A 15944-nucleotide genomic window follows, 5' to 3' on the forward strand; every position below is an offset into this window, starting at 1 on the left:
TTAGTATCAAAAAATTGCCTGAACCTTCACCCCCCCGACCCAGGCATCGTCGACCTGACTCACACCTCCTGGGTGACGCACAAACTGCAGGTTAGGCCGCACTGTCAGCCAATCTGCCACATGAACTCCGTAGTTCAGTTCAGCGTTGTACTCGGTGTCTTGCACAGGCAGATACACTGGGTCATCGTAATCTTCCACCCCATTGACCAGGTTCGTCAGCGAGGCGTTCTTGCGATACGCGGGGTTAACGTGCACCTCGGAAATTGCCAAACCGATGTCGTCCTTGGGACGGGCCGCGAACAGCCCCTTGTACACAGCACCCAGTGATACGTAGTGGTCGACCTTGCTGGTTTTCTTGTCGTGCATCGTTGCCATCGCGAACAGACTCAATCCGCGAGAAGCATCATTGACCTCTTGGGTAACCTGCTGCATTGCCCCTAACCACAGGCCGTGCTTGCTCGATGCGCTGCGATAGGCCGCGCCGCTGACTACTGCCGGCTGACCATTGCTGTCCTTGAGAACGTCATTCGCATTGGCGCTGCTGTAGTAGTAACCCGCACGGTACTCCCCTGGCAGGCCATCGAAACGCGGTTGCCACACCAGTTCGACCGGCAAAACCGCGCCTTCAGTACCGCTGCCGCTGAGTTTGAAACCGTTGCGCGATTCCGTGTTGGAGGGGTTCGTCTCAACACTTGGTGGTGGACAGCATCTGGTCGAGCCACCAGTTGTGAAACTGATACACGGTCTTTTCCATGTGCGAGTAACGTCCCGGCGTGATGAAGCGGGAATGGACCGCTTCACCCACGCCAGTGCACACACCGATGTCCTCGGCGAGGATGGGTTCGATGAACGCTCGGAACTTGTCCTGTTCAGCCTCTAGGGTTTCACTCTTGAGCGTGCCCTTCGGCAGCAGAACGTTCCAGATCAATTCATGCTCGGTCTCGCTCTTGATATTGAAATCCAGCCACAGCGGTGTCGATGCGTCGGTCAATGCGTGCAGGTACGGGTAGACATTGAACACGGTGACGGTATTCAACAGTTTCTCGGGCAAGCCCTCGACCGGGGTGAAGAAAGTTGGCACCGGCAGCAGGTTCCTTTGACGTAAATGGAACACCCCATACGGCCCACTGACGTCGCCGTATTCGGCCATGGTCGCTGGGAATTCGTGGTCGGCGGTATCTGGATGTACCCACGGCTGGTGGTAGGCCTCGCTGAAGTTCTCCAGGGAGAAAGTCAGCGGCGGCGAGATGATCAACTTGTTGACGATAGTGCGCAGCATCACCCCACTATTTACACAACCTTCAGAGATCGCAAGCGGATATGCTTCCTCTGGGCCGAAGGGCTCCTTGGTTTGACGATCCTTCACCAGCTCGATGGCAATCATCAGCCCCTTTCCACGCACGTCACCGATCGCACGGTGCTTGTCTTTGAGTTCCCGCAAGCGCTCCAGGAAGTATTCGCCGACCAGCGCGGCGTTGTCGGCCAGGTTCTCGCGCAAAGCGATATCGATCGCCGCCAGTCCAGCTGCACAGGACACCGGATGGCCGGGTAGGTGTACCCATGCATGTATACCGAGGTGAAGCCAGCGTCGCGCTCCCAAGCCGAGGCCACACGCTGGTTAACCAGAGTAGCGCTAAGGGGCACGTAACCACTGGAGATGCCCTTGGCCAGGCACATGATATCGGGCTTGACGCCCCAGCCACGCGAGCCAAAGAGTGCGCCGCTGCGCCCCAAGCCAGTGATGACCTCGTCAGCAATCAATAGGATATTGTACTTGTCGGCGATCTGACGCAGGCGAGGCCAGTAGCTCGCAGGCGGCACAATCACCCCTCCCGCGCCTTGGATCGGCTCGGCGATGATTGCTGCCACAGTATGGGCCCCCTGAAGCTCGATCTGGCGTTCCATCAATTGAGCACAGATCTCGACCAGCTCTTCAGGGTCCTGAGTGAAGGGATTGCGATACAGATGTGGCCCCTCTACTTGGATGAAGCCGGGCATCAGCGGTTCATAGCTGCTCCGCCAGGCTATGCCACCACATGCAGACATGCCACCGAAGTTCAGGCCGTGATAGCCGTTGTACAGCGAGATGAACTTATACTTGTCGGATTGGCCTTCAAGCTTCCAGTACTGACGTGCGATTTTCAGCGCGCTTTCCACCGCATCCGCCCCCCCAAGACCGAATGACACCTTGGCCATACCTTCCGGCTCGGTGATCTCGATCAGCTTTTGAGACAAGGCAATTGCTGCAGGGTTAGTGCTGCCGGGAAACAGCGAATAGTAGGCGAGCTTGTGCATCTGCTCAGTCACGGCATCGACAATTTCTTTGCGCCCGTACCCGGCATTCACACACCACAGTCCTCCTTGCAGATCAAGGAATCGACGACCGTCGACATCTGTGATGTGCACACCATCACCGGATTCAATGATAACCGGCTGATTATCTTTCAGACCCTTCGGATCCTGCATGGGATGCATGAGATGCACGGCGTTGTGAGCTTTTAACCAGGCGTTGCTGCTGTTCATGATGTACTCCAGTGATGATTCCAAGGTGGAGCGCACCTTAAAAGCCGCTCCCTTGAGCACCACTGTAAAAAACACCATGCATTGCGTATCTACCCTCAACGGGTGAGCCAGGTAATGCTGTCTGGCTCACCCTCCGGCTCTTCTGAATGATCGGGCCAAAGAAGGTGCTCAAGGCTCAATTCGTTTGAGCTCGTTGAGTAAATGCAGCAGTTGCTCCAGCTTATCTTCACCGAATTGCTCCTGGATCTTGCGGTAATTGGCTTCCATCCCTTCACACATGGCATCGAAGCTCGCGCGGCCCAAGTCAGTCAGCGTCACAAAAACGCGGCGCTGATCCTCGATACCCTTGCGTCGGTACACCAGTCCGTCCCGCTCCAGGCGGCTAATAACCCCGGTCATGCTCGGTTTGAGAATGCAGGCCAAATGTGCGAGCTGGTGGCTTTCCAGCTCGCCCTGCTGGCGCAGGATGCGAATGACTCGCCATTGCTGCTCGGTCAACTCGTGCTCATTCAGAAGCGGCCTGAAAAATGCCATTGCAGCCTCACGGGCCTGCAGCAAACTCAGCGTGAGTGAAGGACGTGTTTCAGTCATGGGTAGAGTCTGTGCCATCTGATCCAGCTCACAAGATTAGGAACATTTAACTGCCGCGACAACTGGCGAAGCCTGTGGAAAGTGCAATCTGTTCCACGGAAAACCCATTCAAGCCCAACCTGCAAGCTGCGAGTATTGCTATCAAATAACGACCACTCTGCGCAGGTATCGCCACTTGGCCACCTCACTTCAACTCCGCCTGCCGCTGCCGATACTCCCCCGGCGTGAGCCCCGCATAGCGACTGAAGAAACGGCTGAAATAGGCCGGGTCCTTGAATCCGAGCTGGTAGCAGACCTCATTCACAGAACTGCTGGAGAAAAGCAGCAAGCGTCTGGCCTCCTGCATCAGCCGCTCCAGCACCAGGCGCTTGGAGGGCAGATCGGCGATTCGCCTGCAGATATCGTTGAGCCGCGCTTCAGTGACGCCGATTTGAGCCGCATAGTTTGCAAGAGGCCAATGCTCAAGGTAGTGCGCCTCGACCAGCGCATTGAAGCGATGGAAAATCTTCAAGTCCTCGTGACGGGCCGGGGTTGCCTCGCGCGAGTTAGGGCAAAGCCGCAGCAAACTGATCATGATCAGCCGCGTGAGCGATTGCAACGCCGCATCTCGTCCCGGATGAGGGCTCGCGAACTCATCGCTAAGCGCCTCCAGCCACGCCCCCAGGCGCCTGGCCTCAGCCAGGTCCGCCGCGGGCACTTTGGCCAGCGCCACACATACCGGGCGCACCTGCATTCCAGCAGGCAACAGGCTGGCATCCGCCTCTATCAATTGCCACACCAGCTGTTGCCGTACCGTAAGTACGTGCCCATCGCTGCCCGGATCAGTGACGAAGGAGTGTGTCACCGTCGGCGGTGTAAGGAAAAACATCGGCCCCGACTCGATGAACTGCTGGTCATCCAGATACACCCGCACCGTGCCGGACTTCACGTAGTGCACCTGGAAAAACCGGTCGTGCCGGTGCACCGGCATGTTGCGCCCGAAAAACCCAGCCAGGTTGCCGAGCCGGTCGTAATGCACCTCGCTGTCGCTGTAGCGCTGGTCGTAGACCTGGCCGATGTTGATGTTCGGAATGGGATGCCTGTTGCTCATTGCTGGTTGTCTCGACCTGTCTTCACAAGGCTCATGGTGCCCCCGTCGAGTCGGAGTGACAAGGAGGCCTTGACCATCATTAACATATTAACTATAAGATTAACACATTAACGAATTTACCGAGCAGCTAGCTGCTCCACCACTGCCAGGAGAAAAGCATGAGCCATGCGTTGCATGACGTTGCGAACGGCACCGTGTTCGGCGTAGCGCTGAACTACAACGGTCTGCTGCAGCAGCGTCTGGCTGAGTTCGGACAGCCCCCTTACAAACAGGCCCCGGTCAAGCCGGTGCTGTTCATCAAGACGCCGAACACCCGTAACGCCCATGGTGCCAACGTGATTCACCCCGCCGGCGAGCGCCTGCAACCGGGCCCGGCGCTGGGCGTGGTGATTGGCAAGGACGCCAGCCGGGTCAGTGCCGCTGACGCCCTGGCCCATGTGGCTGGCTACACCATCGTCAATGAATACAGCCTGCCGGAAGACAGCTACTACCGCCCGGCAGTCAAGGCGAAGTGCCGCGACGGGTTCTGCGCGATAGGGCCTGAACTGGTCCCCGCCGATGCAGTGAAAGACCCTCATCAGTTGACCTTGAAGCTCTACGTCAATGGCAACGTCGTGCAGGAAAACACCACGGCCAACTTTGTGCGCAGCATTCCCCAACTGATTGCCGAGCTGAGCGAGTTCATGACCCTGCACGCCGGTGACGTACTGATCACAGGTACCCCCGAGGGCCGTGTGGATGTGAAGCCTGGCGACTTCGTCGAGGTCGAGATCACCGGCCTTGGGCGGTTGGCAAATACCATCGTGGCTGACACAGAGGGCCAAGCATGAAACACGCGCGCATTCGCTATGAGGGCAGCGTTCATGCTGTCACCGTCGAGGACAACAGTGCCGTTCGCCTGGAAGACGGTCGACTTATCGCCGCAGAACAAGTCGAGTGGCTTCCACCTGCCAACGGCAGCATGTTTGCCTTGGGCCTGAACTACGCCGACCACGCTCGGGAACTGGCTTTCGCTCCACCTACCGAGCCCCTGGCTTTCATCAAGTCGCCGGGCACTTACACCGGCCACAACCAGGTCACTTGGCGTCCGGACAACGTCGAATACATGCACTACGAGTGCGAATTGGTCGCGGTCATCGGCAAGCCAGCAAAGAACGTCAAGCGCGAAGACGCCCTGGACTATGTCGCCGGCTACACCGTGTGCAACGACTACGCCATTCGCGACTACCTGGAAAACTACTACCGCCCCAACCTGCGGGTGAAAAACCGCGACGCCACCACCCCGGTCGGCCCGTGGATCGTCGATGCCGCCGACGTGCCGGATGTCAGCAACCTGAAGCTGCGCACCTGGATCAACGGTGAGCTGAAGCAGGAAGGCACCACCGCGGACATGATCTTCGACATCCCGCACCTGATCGAATACTTCTCCAGCTTCATGACCCTGCAACCAGGCGACATGATCGCCACCGGCACGCCGGAAGGCCTGGCCGATGTGGTACCGGGCGATGAAGTGGTGGTGGAAGTGGAAGGCGTCGGTCGCCTGGTCAACCGTATCGTCAGCGAAGCTGACTTCTTCAAGAACAACAAGGCATGAGCAGCATGATCAAGCACTGGATCAACGGCCGTGAGGTCGAAAGCAAAGACACCTTCGTCAACTACAACCCGGCCACCGGCGACGCCATCTGCGAAGTTGCCAGCGGTGGTGCCGAGGAAGTTGCCCAGGCCGTGGCTGCGGCCAAAGAAGCCTTCCCCAAGTGGGCCAATACCCCGGCCAAGGAACGTGCCCGCCTGATGCGCAAGCTCGGTGAGCTGATCGACCAGAACGTGCCGAAACTGGCCGAGCTGGAAACCCTCGACACCGGCCTGCCGATCCACCAGACCCGCAACGTGCTGATCCCCCGCGCCTCGCACAACTTCGAGTTCTTCGCTGAAGTGTGCACGCGCATGGACGGCCACACCTACCCGGTCGACGACCAGATGCTCAACTACACCCTGTACCAGCCGGTCGGCGTGTGTGGCCTGGTGTCGCCATGGAACGTGCCGTTCATGACCGCCACCTGGAAGACCGCGCCGTGCCTGGCACTGGGTAACACTGCGGTGTTGAAGATGAGCGAGCTGTCGCCGCTGACCGCCAACGAGCTGGGCCGCCTGGCCGTCGAGGCCGGCATCCCCAATGGCGTGCTCAACGTGATCCAGGGCTACGGTGCCACGGCCGGTGACGCCCTGGTGCGCCACCCGGATGTGCGCGCCATCTCATTCACCGGTGGCACCGCCACCGGCCGCAAGATCATGCAGACCGCTGGCCTGAAGAAGTACTCGATGGAACTGGGCGGCAAGTCGCCGGTGCTGATCTTCGAAGACGCCGACTTGGAGCGCGCGCTGGACGCGGCGCTGTTCACCATCTTCTCGCTGAACGGCGAACGCTGCACTGCCGGCAGCCGCATCTTCATCCAGGAGAGCGTCTACCCGCAGTTCGTCGCCGAGTTCGCCGCCCGCGCCAAACGCCTGATCGTCGGTGACCCGACCGACCCGAAAACCCAGGTCGGCTCGATGATCACCCAGGCGCACTACGACAAGGTGACTGGCTACATCAAGATCGGCATGGAAGAAGGCGCACGCCTGGTCGCCGGTGGCCTGGAGCGCCCGGCCAACCTGCCTGCGCACCTGGCCAAGGGCCAGTTCATCCAGCCCACCGTGTTCGCCGACGTGAACAACAAGATGCGCATCGCCCAGGAAGAAATCTTCGGCCCGGTGGTGTGCCTGATTCCGTTCAAGGACGAAGCCGAGGCGCTGCAACTGGCCAACGACACCGAGTACGGCTTGGCCTCGTACATCTGGACCCTGGACATCGGCAAGGCCCACCGCCTGGCGCGTGGCATCGAAGCCGGCATGGTGTTCATCAACAGCCAGAACGTGCGTGACCTGCGTCAGCCATTCGGCGGCGTGAAAGGCTCCGGTACCGGCCGTGAAGGCGGGCAGTACAGCTTCGAAGTGTTCGCCGAGATCAAGAACGTGTGCATCTCGATGGGCAGCCACCACATTCCGCGCTGGGGCGTGTAGAGCAATTTTCGCCCGAGCGATGAGCCCGCTCCCACAGGGACCTCGTCAGCTTCTATAACAACATCCTCTAACCGGAGACTCCCATGGGCAAAGTCGCACTTGCCGCCAAGATCACCCATGTGCCGTCCATGTACCTGTCCGAGCTGCCAGGCCCACACCAGGGCTTTCGCCAGGCCGCCATCGACGGGCATCACGAGATCAGCCGCCGCTGCCGTGAACTGGGCGTCGACACCATCGTCGTGTTCGACACCCACTGGCTGGTCAACGCCAACTACCACGTGCTGTGCGCCCCACACTTCGAGGGCGTGTACACCAGCAACGAGCTGCCGCACTTCATCAGCAACATGGCCTACGCGTTCCCGGGCAACACCGAACTTGGCCTGCTGCTGGCGGAAACCTGCAACCAGTTCAATGTCGAAACCATGGCCCACCACGCCACCACCCTGGGCCCGGAGTACGGCACCCTGGTGCCTATGCGCTACATGAACCAGGACCAGCACTTCAAGGTGGTCTCGGTCTCGGCGCTGTGCACCTCGCACTACCTGGCCGACAGCGCCCGCCTCGGCTGGGCCATGCGCAAGGCCGTGGAAGACCACTACGACGGCACCGTGGCATTCCTCGCCAGCGGCTCGCTGTCACACCGCTTCGCCCAGAACGGCCAGGCGCCGGATTTCGCTACCAAGGTCTGGAGCCCGTTCCTGGAAACCCTGGACAACCGTGTGGTGCAGATGTGGCAGAACGGCGAGTGGGAGGAATTCTGCGGGATGCTCCCGGAGTACGCCGCCAAAGGCCACGGCGAAGGCTTCATGCACGATACCGCGATGCTGTTGGGCGTACTGGGCTGGTCCAGCTATGACGGCAAGGCCGAGGTGGTGACGCCTTACTTCGGCTCTTCGGGCACAGGCCAGATCAACGCGATCTTCCCGGTCACGCCTCAAGACGGCTCGGCGATTCCGCCGGCACAAGCCGCCAATCCGGCTGCCGTCGCGTCCACCAGCCGCCTGTGATCCACCCGCCAGGCTGCCACAGGTGGCCTGGCGCTTCTGCCACGACGAGGCCCTACATGCCACACCTGGTATTGCTCTATACCCCCGACCTGGAAGCCGACGCCGATATCCCCGGGCTGTGCCGCGCCCTGGCCGACAGCATGCTCGAACAGCGCGACGAAACCGGCAAGGCCGTGTTCCCCACCGGCGGCACCCGCGTGCTGGCCTACCCCGCCGCCCATTGCGCGGTGGCTGACGGCCAGGGCGACTACGGCTTCCTGTATGCCAACCTGCGCATGGGCAGCGGCCGCAGCCGCGAGGTGCACAAGGCCGTCGGCGACAACCTGCTGCAGGTGCTCAGGCAACGCCTGGACGGGCTGCTGCAACAACGCCCGATCGGCATCACCCTGCAGATCGACGAAAGCGCCCAGCAGGTCTACGACGCCAAGCACAGCACCTTGCACCCGCTGTTCAACCGCTCGGCCTGAACCCAGGTCGCCCGTTGCCTCATCACACAACAAGTACAAAAACCAATGAGCACACTCGAACATGCCTCGCCGGCACAAAGCCCGGCCGAACTGGCCGATGCCACCCACCGCACGATCACCTGGCGGCTGATGCCGTTGCTGCTGGTCTGCTACCTGTTTGCCCACCTCGACCGCATCAACATCGGCTTCGCCAAGATGCAGATGAGCCAGGACCTGCAGCTGTCCGATACGGTCTACGGCTTGGGCGCCGGCCTGTTCTTCATTGCCTATGCGCTGTTCGGCGTGCCCAGCAACCTGATGCTGGAACGCGTCGGCCCACGTCGCTGGATCGCCACGCTGATGGTGGTGTGGGGCGCGCTGTCGACCAGCATGCTGCTGATCGAGAGCAGCAGTGCCTTCTACCTGCTGCGCTTCGCCCTGGGTGCAGCCGAGGCCGGCTTCTTCCCGGGCATCCTGGTCTACCTCAACCGCTGGTACCCCGCCGGGCGCCGCGCCCAGGTCACCGCGCTGTTCGCCATCGCCGTGCCGTTGGCCGGCGTGGTGGGTGGGCCGCTGTCCGGGGCGATCCTCGCGTTCATGCACGACAGCGCCGGGCTGCGCGGCTGGCAGTGGATGTTCCTGCTCGAAGGTGCGCCGGTGATACTGCTGGGCCTGGTGGTGCTGGCCGCACTGCCGGAACGCTTCGAGCAGGTGCACTGGCTCGACGACCGGCAGAAGGCGGCATTGCGTGCCCAGTTCGGCAGCGAAGAGCAGCGCAAGAGCGTCACGTCCCTTGGCGGCATCCTCACCAGCCCGGCCATCTGGCTGCTGGTGGCGGTGTATTGCGCGGTGATGCTGGCGGTCAACACCCTGGCCTTCTGGATGCCCAGCCTCATTCACGGTGCCGGCATCGGCAGCGACGCCAGCGTCGGTCTGCTCAGCGCCCTGCCCTACCTCTCCGGCTGCGTGTTCATGCTCGCCTGCGGGCGTTCCAGCGACCGCCAGCGTGAACGTCGCTGGCACCTGTGCATCCCGCTGCTGATGGCCGCCGCCGGCATCGCCATCACCGGCCTGGCACCCCAGCAACCCTGGCCAGTGCTGGCCGGGCTGGTGCTGGCGGGCATGGGCGCCAGCGCTGCGCTGCCGATGTTCTGGCAGCTACCGCCGGCGTTCCTCAATACCCGCACCCAGGCCGCCGGTATCGCCCTGATCAGCTCACTGGGCAGCATCGCCTCGTTCGCGGCGCCCTACTTCATCGGCTGGGTCCGCGATACCACGCAAAGCGCCAGCCTTGCGCTGTACGCCCTGGCCGTCTTCATCACCCTCGGTGGCCTGCTGGTGCTGCGCACCCGGGCCGCCATCGTCAACCCTTGAATCCAGAGATCCCCACCATGCTTGATAACGCATTCATCCAGCAGGCTGCCGAACGCCTCGACCAGGCCGAACGCTCGCGCGAGCAGGTCCGCCAGTTTTCACTGGAGCAGCCCGCCATCACCATCGAGGATGCCTATGCCATCCAGCGCGCCTGGGTGGCGAAGAAGATCGCTGCCGGCCGCAAGCTGGTCGGCCACAAGATCGGCCTGACCTCGCGCGCCATGCAGGTGTCGTCGAACATCACCGAGCCTGACTACGGTGCCCTGCTCGACGACATGCTGTTCGACGAAGGCAGCGACATCCCCTTCGAGCGCTTCATCGTGCCGCGCGTTGAGGTGGAGTTGGCGTTCATCCTCGGCAAGCCGCTCAAGGGGCCCAACGTCACCGTGTTCGATGTGCTGGACGCCACCGAATGGGTGATCCCGGCACTGGAAATCATCGACGCACGCATTCAGCAGATCGATTCGCAAACCCAGGCTACCCGCAAGGTATTCGACACCATCTCCGACAACGCGGCCAACGCCGGCGTGGTCATGGGTGGCCGCGCGGTGCGCCCTACCGAGATCGACCTGCGCAAGGTGCCAGCCGTGCTTTACCGCAACGGCGTAATCGAGGAGTCCGGGGTCAGCGCCGCCGTGCTCAACCACCCTGCCAAGGGCGTGGCCTGGCTGGCCAACAAACTGGCCCCGTACGACGTCACCCTGCAACCTGGCCAGATCATTCTGGGCGGCTCGTTCACCCGCCCGGTCGCTGCGCGCCCTGGCGACACCTTCCACGTCGACTACGACATGCTCGGCTCCATCGCCTGCCGCTTCGTTTGAGGACCTGCCCATGGACATGCCTATCAATCACTTCAAGCAACGCCTGCGCAGCGGCGAGCCGCAGATCGGCCTGTGGCTGGGTCTGGCCAATGCCTACTGTACCGAGTTGGCTGCCAATGCCGGTTTCGACTGGCTGCTGATCGACGGCGAGCACGCACCCAACGACCTGCGCGGCATGCTGGCGCAGTTGCAGGCGGTGGCCGCCTACCCCAGCCAGGCGGTGATCCGTCCGGTGATGGGTGATACCGCGCTGATCAAGCAAGTGCTGGATATCGGCGCGCAGACGCTGCTGGTGCCCATGGTCGAAAGCGCCGAGCAGGCCCGCCAGTTGGTCAAGGCCGTGCACTACCCCCCCACCGGCGTGCGTGGCGTGGGCAGCGCCCTGGCACGGGCCTCGCGCTGGAACAGCATTGCCGGTTACCTGGACCAGGCTGACGAACAGATGTGCCTGCTGGTGCAGATCGAGAACAAGGAAGGCCTGGCCAACCTCGACGAGATCGTTGCGGTCGAAGGTGTCGATGGCGTGTTCATCGGCCCTGCCGACCTCAGCGCGGCCATGGGCCATCGCGGCAACCCCGGGCACCCTGAGGTGCAGGCGGCCATCGAGAATGCCATCGTGCGTATTGGCAAGGCCGGCAAGGCGGCGGGGATTCTCAGTGCCGACGAGAAGCTGGCGCGGCGCTACATCGAGCTGGGCGCAGCTTTCGTCGCGGTGGGCGTGGATACCACGGTGCTGATGCGCGGGCTGCGGGATCTGGCCGGCAAGTTCAAGGACACGCCGGCGTTCAGCAGTACGGGGGGCGGTGTCTACTGAGCTGAATTGAGCAAACAATAACGGCGCCTTCTGGCGCCGTTATTGTTTGCTTTGACCAGCACCGGCCTCTTACATCTGGATGATGGCCTTGAGCACGGTCTTGAAGGTCTCCAGCTGCTCCGCGCTGAACTGCCCGAAAACCTTGTCCTGCTGCTCGCGGGCAATGCTCCACAGCGCCTCGGTTTCATCCACGCCCTTGACTGACAGCCGCACGCGGCCGTCGTCATCGGCGATCAACCCCTTGCGCTTGAGGTTCGCCACCGCCTCCTCGATTTCACGCGCCGGCATCGCCACCTCGCGCTGCAGGTCGTTCAGGCTCAGCCCGGCATCGTTCTCCAGCACCATCAGCATGCGGGCTTCGCTGGTGCGCAGGCCGGTGCACAGTTGGCGCGGCTGGTAGTCGGCTTGGTAAGCGCGCAGGGCCTGGGTCATGAGGTAGTACAGGTTGTGCTGCAGGCGGCCCTGGAAGTGGCTGCTCGGCGCCTGGCCCTCGGCGCGCAGGGTCATGCGGGTGTGTGGCAGCACCATCGAATAGGCACCTTGGTGATACAGCAGCGGCGAGCGACCGAAGTCATCGAAGGCCACCACCTTGCCCACCAGGATCCAGTGGTCGCCACCGTCCAGTTGCTGGAACTTCTCGCACTGGAAACGCGCCGAACAATCGGCGAACAGCGGCGCGCCACCGGCCCCCTGCTCATGGTCGATACCGGCGAAGCGGTCCTCCTTGGGCCGAGCGAAATTGTTCGACAGGTCGATCTGGTCGGCCGCCAGGATGTTCACGGCAAAATGCGAAGCTTCCTCGAACACCTCATGGCTGGTGGAGCGCTTGTCGATGCTCCAGAGAATCAGCGCAGGGTCCAGCGACACCGAGTTGAAACTGTTGGCGGTGACGCCGACCTTGCGGCCGCTCGGCCCGGCGGCGGTGACCACGGTCACGCCAGTGGCAAAATTGCCCAGGGCACGGCGGAAGGCGCGGGTATCGAAATCGGTGATGGCGGTTGAATGGGACATGCAAGACTCCCGGGCAGGCCGAACGGGCCTGCCCTCGATTGTTGTTATGGTTGTTTCGGGGATCAGCCAGCCAACGGGTCAGACCATGGCCGGGTCGGGCTCCAGACCCATCAGCTCACGACCGAGGATCTGCGCGCAGACGTCGTAGTCGGTGTAGGCATGGGCACCGGTCATGTGCGAGTCACGGAACAGCCGTTGCAGTTCATTGCTTTCGAACCAGGCACCGCCACCGGCCGCTTCCATCAGGCGATCGACCGCCTGGATGCACAGCTTCACCGCGTAGCCCTGGTTGGTGCGCCAGAACGCCAGGGTGGTGCGCGACGGGTACTCGTGGCGCTCGCTGTATTCGGCAATTTCGTCCCAGCTCTTTTCCAGCAACGCGCGGGCGGCAGCCACCTGGTGGGTGGACTCAGCCAGGCGCATCAGGGCCGGCGTCGCTGCACCGACGGCAGCGCCGGTGTAGGCACGCACGCGGTTGCGGGTCTTTTCCCGGAACACTTCCAGCATGCGCTCGGCAATGCCCAGGCTGACCGTCGAGAAGCCACTGGCAAAATACGGGCGGTACGGGGCGAAAAAGATCTTGCTGTCCGGGTACAGACCGAAGCCGGCGGACTTGCCTTCCATCATGTCCTTAGCCTTCTGGATGCGATGCTCGGGCACGAAGGCATCGCGCACGATCAGCGTCTTGCTGCCACTGCCGCGCATGCCCACTGCATACCAGTCGTCACGGATTTCATAGTCGCTGCGCGGCAGGACAGCAAAGCAGTAGTCCTGGGTGCCTTCGGCATTGGGCCGACGGAAGCCGAGGATCGCCCACTCGGCGTGCTCACAGCCGGAGCTCCAGCCCATTTCACCACTGAACGTCACCCCGCCCTCAACCTCCACAGTGCGGCCGAACGGCGCGATGCTGCTACTGGCCGTCGCATCCGGGTCGCTGCCCCATACATCCTGCTGCAGCTTGGCCGGGAACATCGCCATCTGGTGGCTGTGGGTGCACAGCAGGCTCATGGCCCAGGCGGTACTGGCACAGGCACCCGCCAGCAGTGCGATGCACTGGGCGAACTGCGGCAGGGAAATCTCCATGCCACCGTAGTGCTTGGGCAGGAACGCGCGGTGCAGGCCAATGTTCTTCAGCAACATGATGTTCTCTGCTGGAACACTGCGGTCGCGCTCAGCATTGAAAGCATTGGCGGCAATGGTCGGCAGGATGGCCTTGAGATCTTCCAGCAGGGGATTTGGCTTTTTCATGAACGGTCTCTTTATTATTGGATAACCAGCCCCCTTCTGCGCGGCAGCGGGTGGCCGAGTAGCCTCAATGACGCACTCAGTATGAGTTGGTGACCGTTGTCGAGAAATGCACGTTACGCGGGGAAAATTGTACTTTCCATGGCATTGCCCCCCACCTTATGTTCGAGGCGATTGACCCCTGTGGCCACCACACTTCCCATCGAACCGGGCACGGCTTGCCCGCGCCATTGATCGAGGGATCATTGAAAGCGCTTTCTCCTTCTGCGGCACATATCTGTGATGCCGCTGTCGGCGCACTTGGCGGCGTATGGCTACAACACCTCCTCGTTGAACGAGATCGCTCAGTTGGCTGGTGTGCGCAAAGGCTCGCTTTTTGCGCATTGCCAATAAAGACGCTTAAGAAGGTCTTGACTGAGAAAAAGCGTATCACGGCTTGATTTTCTTCATTTCATTCAGCAACTCCATCAGGATCTGGAGCTTTTCAGCTCCAAACTGGCTGAGGATCTTTTCATAATTACTGTCCATTTCCTCGCTCATGGACAAGTACGCTTGCTGCCCTTTAACCGTCAGGTTTATAAAAATGCGCCGCTGATCCTCTATCGATTTTCGCCTGGCGACGATACCGTCGCGCTCAAGGCGCTTGAGCACGCCACTCATACTGGGTTTGAGAATGCAAGCGAGGTCCGCCAATTGATGGCTTTCCAACTCGCCCTGCTGACGTAGGATTCGAATAACCCGCCATTGCTGTTCGGTCAGCTCGTGGGCATTCAATGCCGGGCGGAAGAACGCCATGGTAGCTTCACGCGCCTGCAGCAGCGTGAGCGTAAGGGATGGTCTTGGTGTGGTCATGCCTGCTTGGGCTCATCAATGAAAAGCGTGCCGACGAGTATGCCAGCACGCGTTCATTAACACATTAATAAATTACCCAACGAACAACTGGAGTGGCGCTCTTTGCCAGGGCTCACACGCCATTGCTGCTGGCCGGGAGACAATTTGGCGCCCACTGAACCGGCCACTTCCCCATCAAGGCGCATGCCACCGCATCAATCGATCTCGCAGAACCTGAGCCATTGTGGTCATGACCAATCCGCACGGCATGCCAACGGAAATGACATAGAAGTCACTCCACCGACTGAACGGTTGCAAAAAGTTGTCGCCCTTTTCTCGCAGAAGCCTAGCCCTTCAAAGAGCAAATATCGCGCGTAACTCTTTACTGCTGAATGATCAGAAGATATTGATCGGGTACTCCGTGATCACACGGAATTGATCCTGATCGCCGCCGGTAGTCAAGTCACCTCGATGCCACGCCGTTCGAACGCGGACAGACAGGTTTTTGACAGGCCCGGACTGAACGACGTAGCGTGCTTCAAAGTCAGTCTCAAACTCTCGGTCATCACGCCCATATTTACCAACGTAAGCGCCTGATGTAACGTGAGTTCCATCAATATTGCTACCGTGGAGGTAGCGAATCATAAATGACAAGCCCGGCACGCCGTACGATACCATGTTGAGATCGTAACGCGCCTGCCAGGACTTTTCCCCTGGGCCGTTGAAATCCGAATATTGAACCGAGTTAGGCAGGTAGATGGATCCACCCGCTCGACCGGTATCACCAAAACCTACATAGTCAATGGGTTGATCACCGCGTACCTGTTGGTGAGCCAATGTGAACGTATGCGCCGAGAGCCGATAAGCGAGCTGCAAGCCGTAAGCGGTTGTATCAATGTCGCCCGCCTTCGCCTGGCCGTCATCAAACGTTCTATATACGTTGAAGTCAGCAGTCACATCTTGATTACTATCGACAACAAATTTGTAATTTAAATTACCGTAATACTGCTTCCAGATTTTACTGCTTGCCCCCGTTGGCTGTTGAGCAGCCAACGAAGGCAAATGCCTGCCGTCAAGCCGTAGCCCTTTTTACCGCCACAGCTATTGATGCCGGAGCGTCGATGGAGCGAT

The 15944-nt window shown here is 60.9% G+C and carries 15 protein-coding genes and 2 pseudogenes; 8 read left to right on the forward strand and 9 right to left on the reverse strand.

From position 1 onward, the window contains the following. Positions 1-6: 6 nt before the first annotated feature. The 5 genes and pseudogenes from JV551A3_RS18960 to hpaA all read right to left on the reverse strand — a co-directional run. A pseudogene (locus JV551A3_RS18960) lies at positions 7-687 on the reverse strand (carbohydrate porin); the annotation flags it as partial. After that, the gene (locus JV551A3_RS31065; protein WP_256660778.1) at positions 686-1498 is read right to left on the reverse strand and encodes an aminotransferase class III-fold pyridoxal phosphate-dependent enzyme; all 813 of its coding nucleotides are present in this window, start codon (positions 1496-1498) and stop codon (positions 686-688) included. The pseudogene JV551A3_RS18960 and the gene JV551A3_RS31065, both read right to left, overlap by 2 nt. Then, positions 1384-2523 (reverse strand): aminotransferase class III-fold pyridoxal phosphate-dependent enzyme, encoded by a 1140-nt coding sequence (locus JV551A3_RS18970; RefSeq protein WP_166674241.1) that lies wholly within the window; start codon positions 2521-2523, stop codon positions 1384-1386. Before JV551A3_RS18970 ends, JV551A3_RS31065 begins: the two co-directional genes overlap by 115 nt. A 168-nt stretch (positions 2524-2691) precedes the next feature. Continuing rightward, entirely contained in the window at positions 2692-3114 is a 423-nt protein-coding gene (hpaR, locus tag JV551A3_RS18975; protein WP_133971343.1) for a homoprotocatechuate degradation operon regulator HpaR, read from the reverse strand. A gap of 184 nt (positions 3115-3298) precedes the next feature. Continuing rightward, entirely contained in the window at positions 3299-4204 is a 906-nt protein-coding gene (gene hpaA / locus JV551A3_RS18980; protein ID WP_133971341.1) for a 4-hydroxyphenylacetate catabolism regulatory protein HpaA, read from the reverse strand. A gap of 158 nt (positions 4205-4362) precedes the next feature. Between hpaA and JV551A3_RS18985 the strand changes: the two genes are divergently transcribed. From JV551A3_RS18985 to hpaI, 8 genes are all read left to right on the forward strand, one after another. Continuing rightward, positions 4363-5034, forward strand: a complete 672-nt coding sequence (locus tag JV551A3_RS18985) for a fumarylacetoacetate hydrolase family protein (protein WP_133971339.1) — start codon at positions 4363-4365, stop codon at positions 5032-5034. Next, positions 5031-5798, forward strand: coding sequence for a fumarylacetoacetate hydrolase family protein (locus JV551A3_RS18990; protein ID WP_133971337.1), 768 nt, complete (start codon positions 5031-5033; stop codon positions 5796-5798). Before JV551A3_RS18985 ends, JV551A3_RS18990 begins: the two co-directional genes overlap by 4 nt. Positions 5799-5803: 5 nt before the next feature. Beyond that, on the forward strand, positions 5804-7264 hold the full coding sequence (hpaE, locus tag JV551A3_RS18995; RefSeq protein WP_133971417.1) for a 5-carboxymethyl-2-hydroxymuconate semialdehyde dehydrogenase: 1461 nt from the start codon (positions 5804-5806) through the stop codon (positions 7262-7264). A gap of 83 nt (positions 7265-7347) precedes the next feature. Continuing rightward, on the forward strand, positions 7348-8271 hold the full coding sequence (hpaD, locus tag JV551A3_RS19000; RefSeq protein ID WP_133971335.1) for a 3,4-dihydroxyphenylacetate 2,3-dioxygenase: 924 nt from the start codon (positions 7348-7350) through the stop codon (positions 8269-8271). A gap of 56 nt (positions 8272-8327) precedes the next feature. Then, entirely contained in the window at positions 8328-8738 is a 411-nt protein-coding gene (locus tag JV551A3_RS19005; protein ID WP_133971333.1) for a 5-carboxymethyl-2-hydroxymuconate Delta-isomerase, read from the forward strand. Positions 8739-8783: 45 nt separating this feature from the next. Further along, positions 8784-10091 carry an MFS transporter gene (locus JV551A3_RS19010; protein WP_133971331.1) on the forward strand — a complete coding sequence of 436 codons (1308 nt, stop codon included), beginning with the start codon at positions 8784-8786 and terminating at the stop codon, positions 10089-10091. A gap of 17 nt (positions 10092-10108) precedes the next feature. Continuing rightward, positions 10109-10912: a 2-oxo-hept-4-ene-1,7-dioate hydratase gene (gene hpaH / locus JV551A3_RS19015; RefSeq protein WP_133971329.1), complete on the forward strand. Its 804-nt coding sequence runs from the start codon at positions 10109-10111 to the stop codon at positions 10910-10912. Between the two features lie 10 nt (positions 10913-10922). Next, positions 10923-11726 (forward strand): 4-hydroxy-2-oxoheptanedioate aldolase, encoded by an 804-nt coding sequence (hpaI, locus tag JV551A3_RS19020; RefSeq protein WP_133971327.1) that lies wholly within the window; start codon positions 10923-10925, stop codon positions 11724-11726. Positions 11727-11795: 69 nt separating this feature from the next. Here hpaI and JV551A3_RS19025 read toward each other — a convergent pair whose 3' ends face one another. From JV551A3_RS19025 to JV551A3_RS19045, 4 genes and pseudogenes are all read right to left on the reverse strand, one after another. Further along, on the reverse strand, positions 11796-12737 hold the full coding sequence (locus JV551A3_RS19025) for a p-hydroxyphenylacetate 3-hydroxylase reductase component (RefSeq protein ID WP_133971325.1): 942 nt from the start codon (positions 12735-12737) through the stop codon (positions 11796-11798). Positions 12738-12815: 78 nt separating this feature from the next. Next, positions 12816-13985, reverse strand: coding sequence for a p-hydroxyphenylacetate 3-hydroxylase oxygenase component (locus JV551A3_RS19030; protein WP_133971323.1), 1170 nt, complete (start codon positions 13983-13985; stop codon positions 12816-12818). 426 nt (positions 13986-14411) lie between these two features. Further along, a complete protein-coding gene (hpaR, locus tag JV551A3_RS19040; RefSeq protein WP_133971321.1) occupies positions 14412-14834 on the reverse strand; it encodes a homoprotocatechuate degradation operon regulator HpaR in 423 nt (140 codons plus the stop codon). A gap of 375 nt (positions 14835-15209) precedes the next feature. After that, positions 15210-15845: pseudogene (locus JV551A3_RS19045) on the reverse strand (OprD family outer membrane porin); the annotation flags it as partial. Positions 15846-15944 lie beyond the last annotated feature (99 nt).

The organism is Pseudomonas inefficax, assembly GCF_900277125.1.
GTDB classification, from domain to species: Bacteria; Pseudomonadota; Gammaproteobacteria; order Pseudomonadales; family Pseudomonadaceae; genus Aquipseudomonas; species Aquipseudomonas inefficax.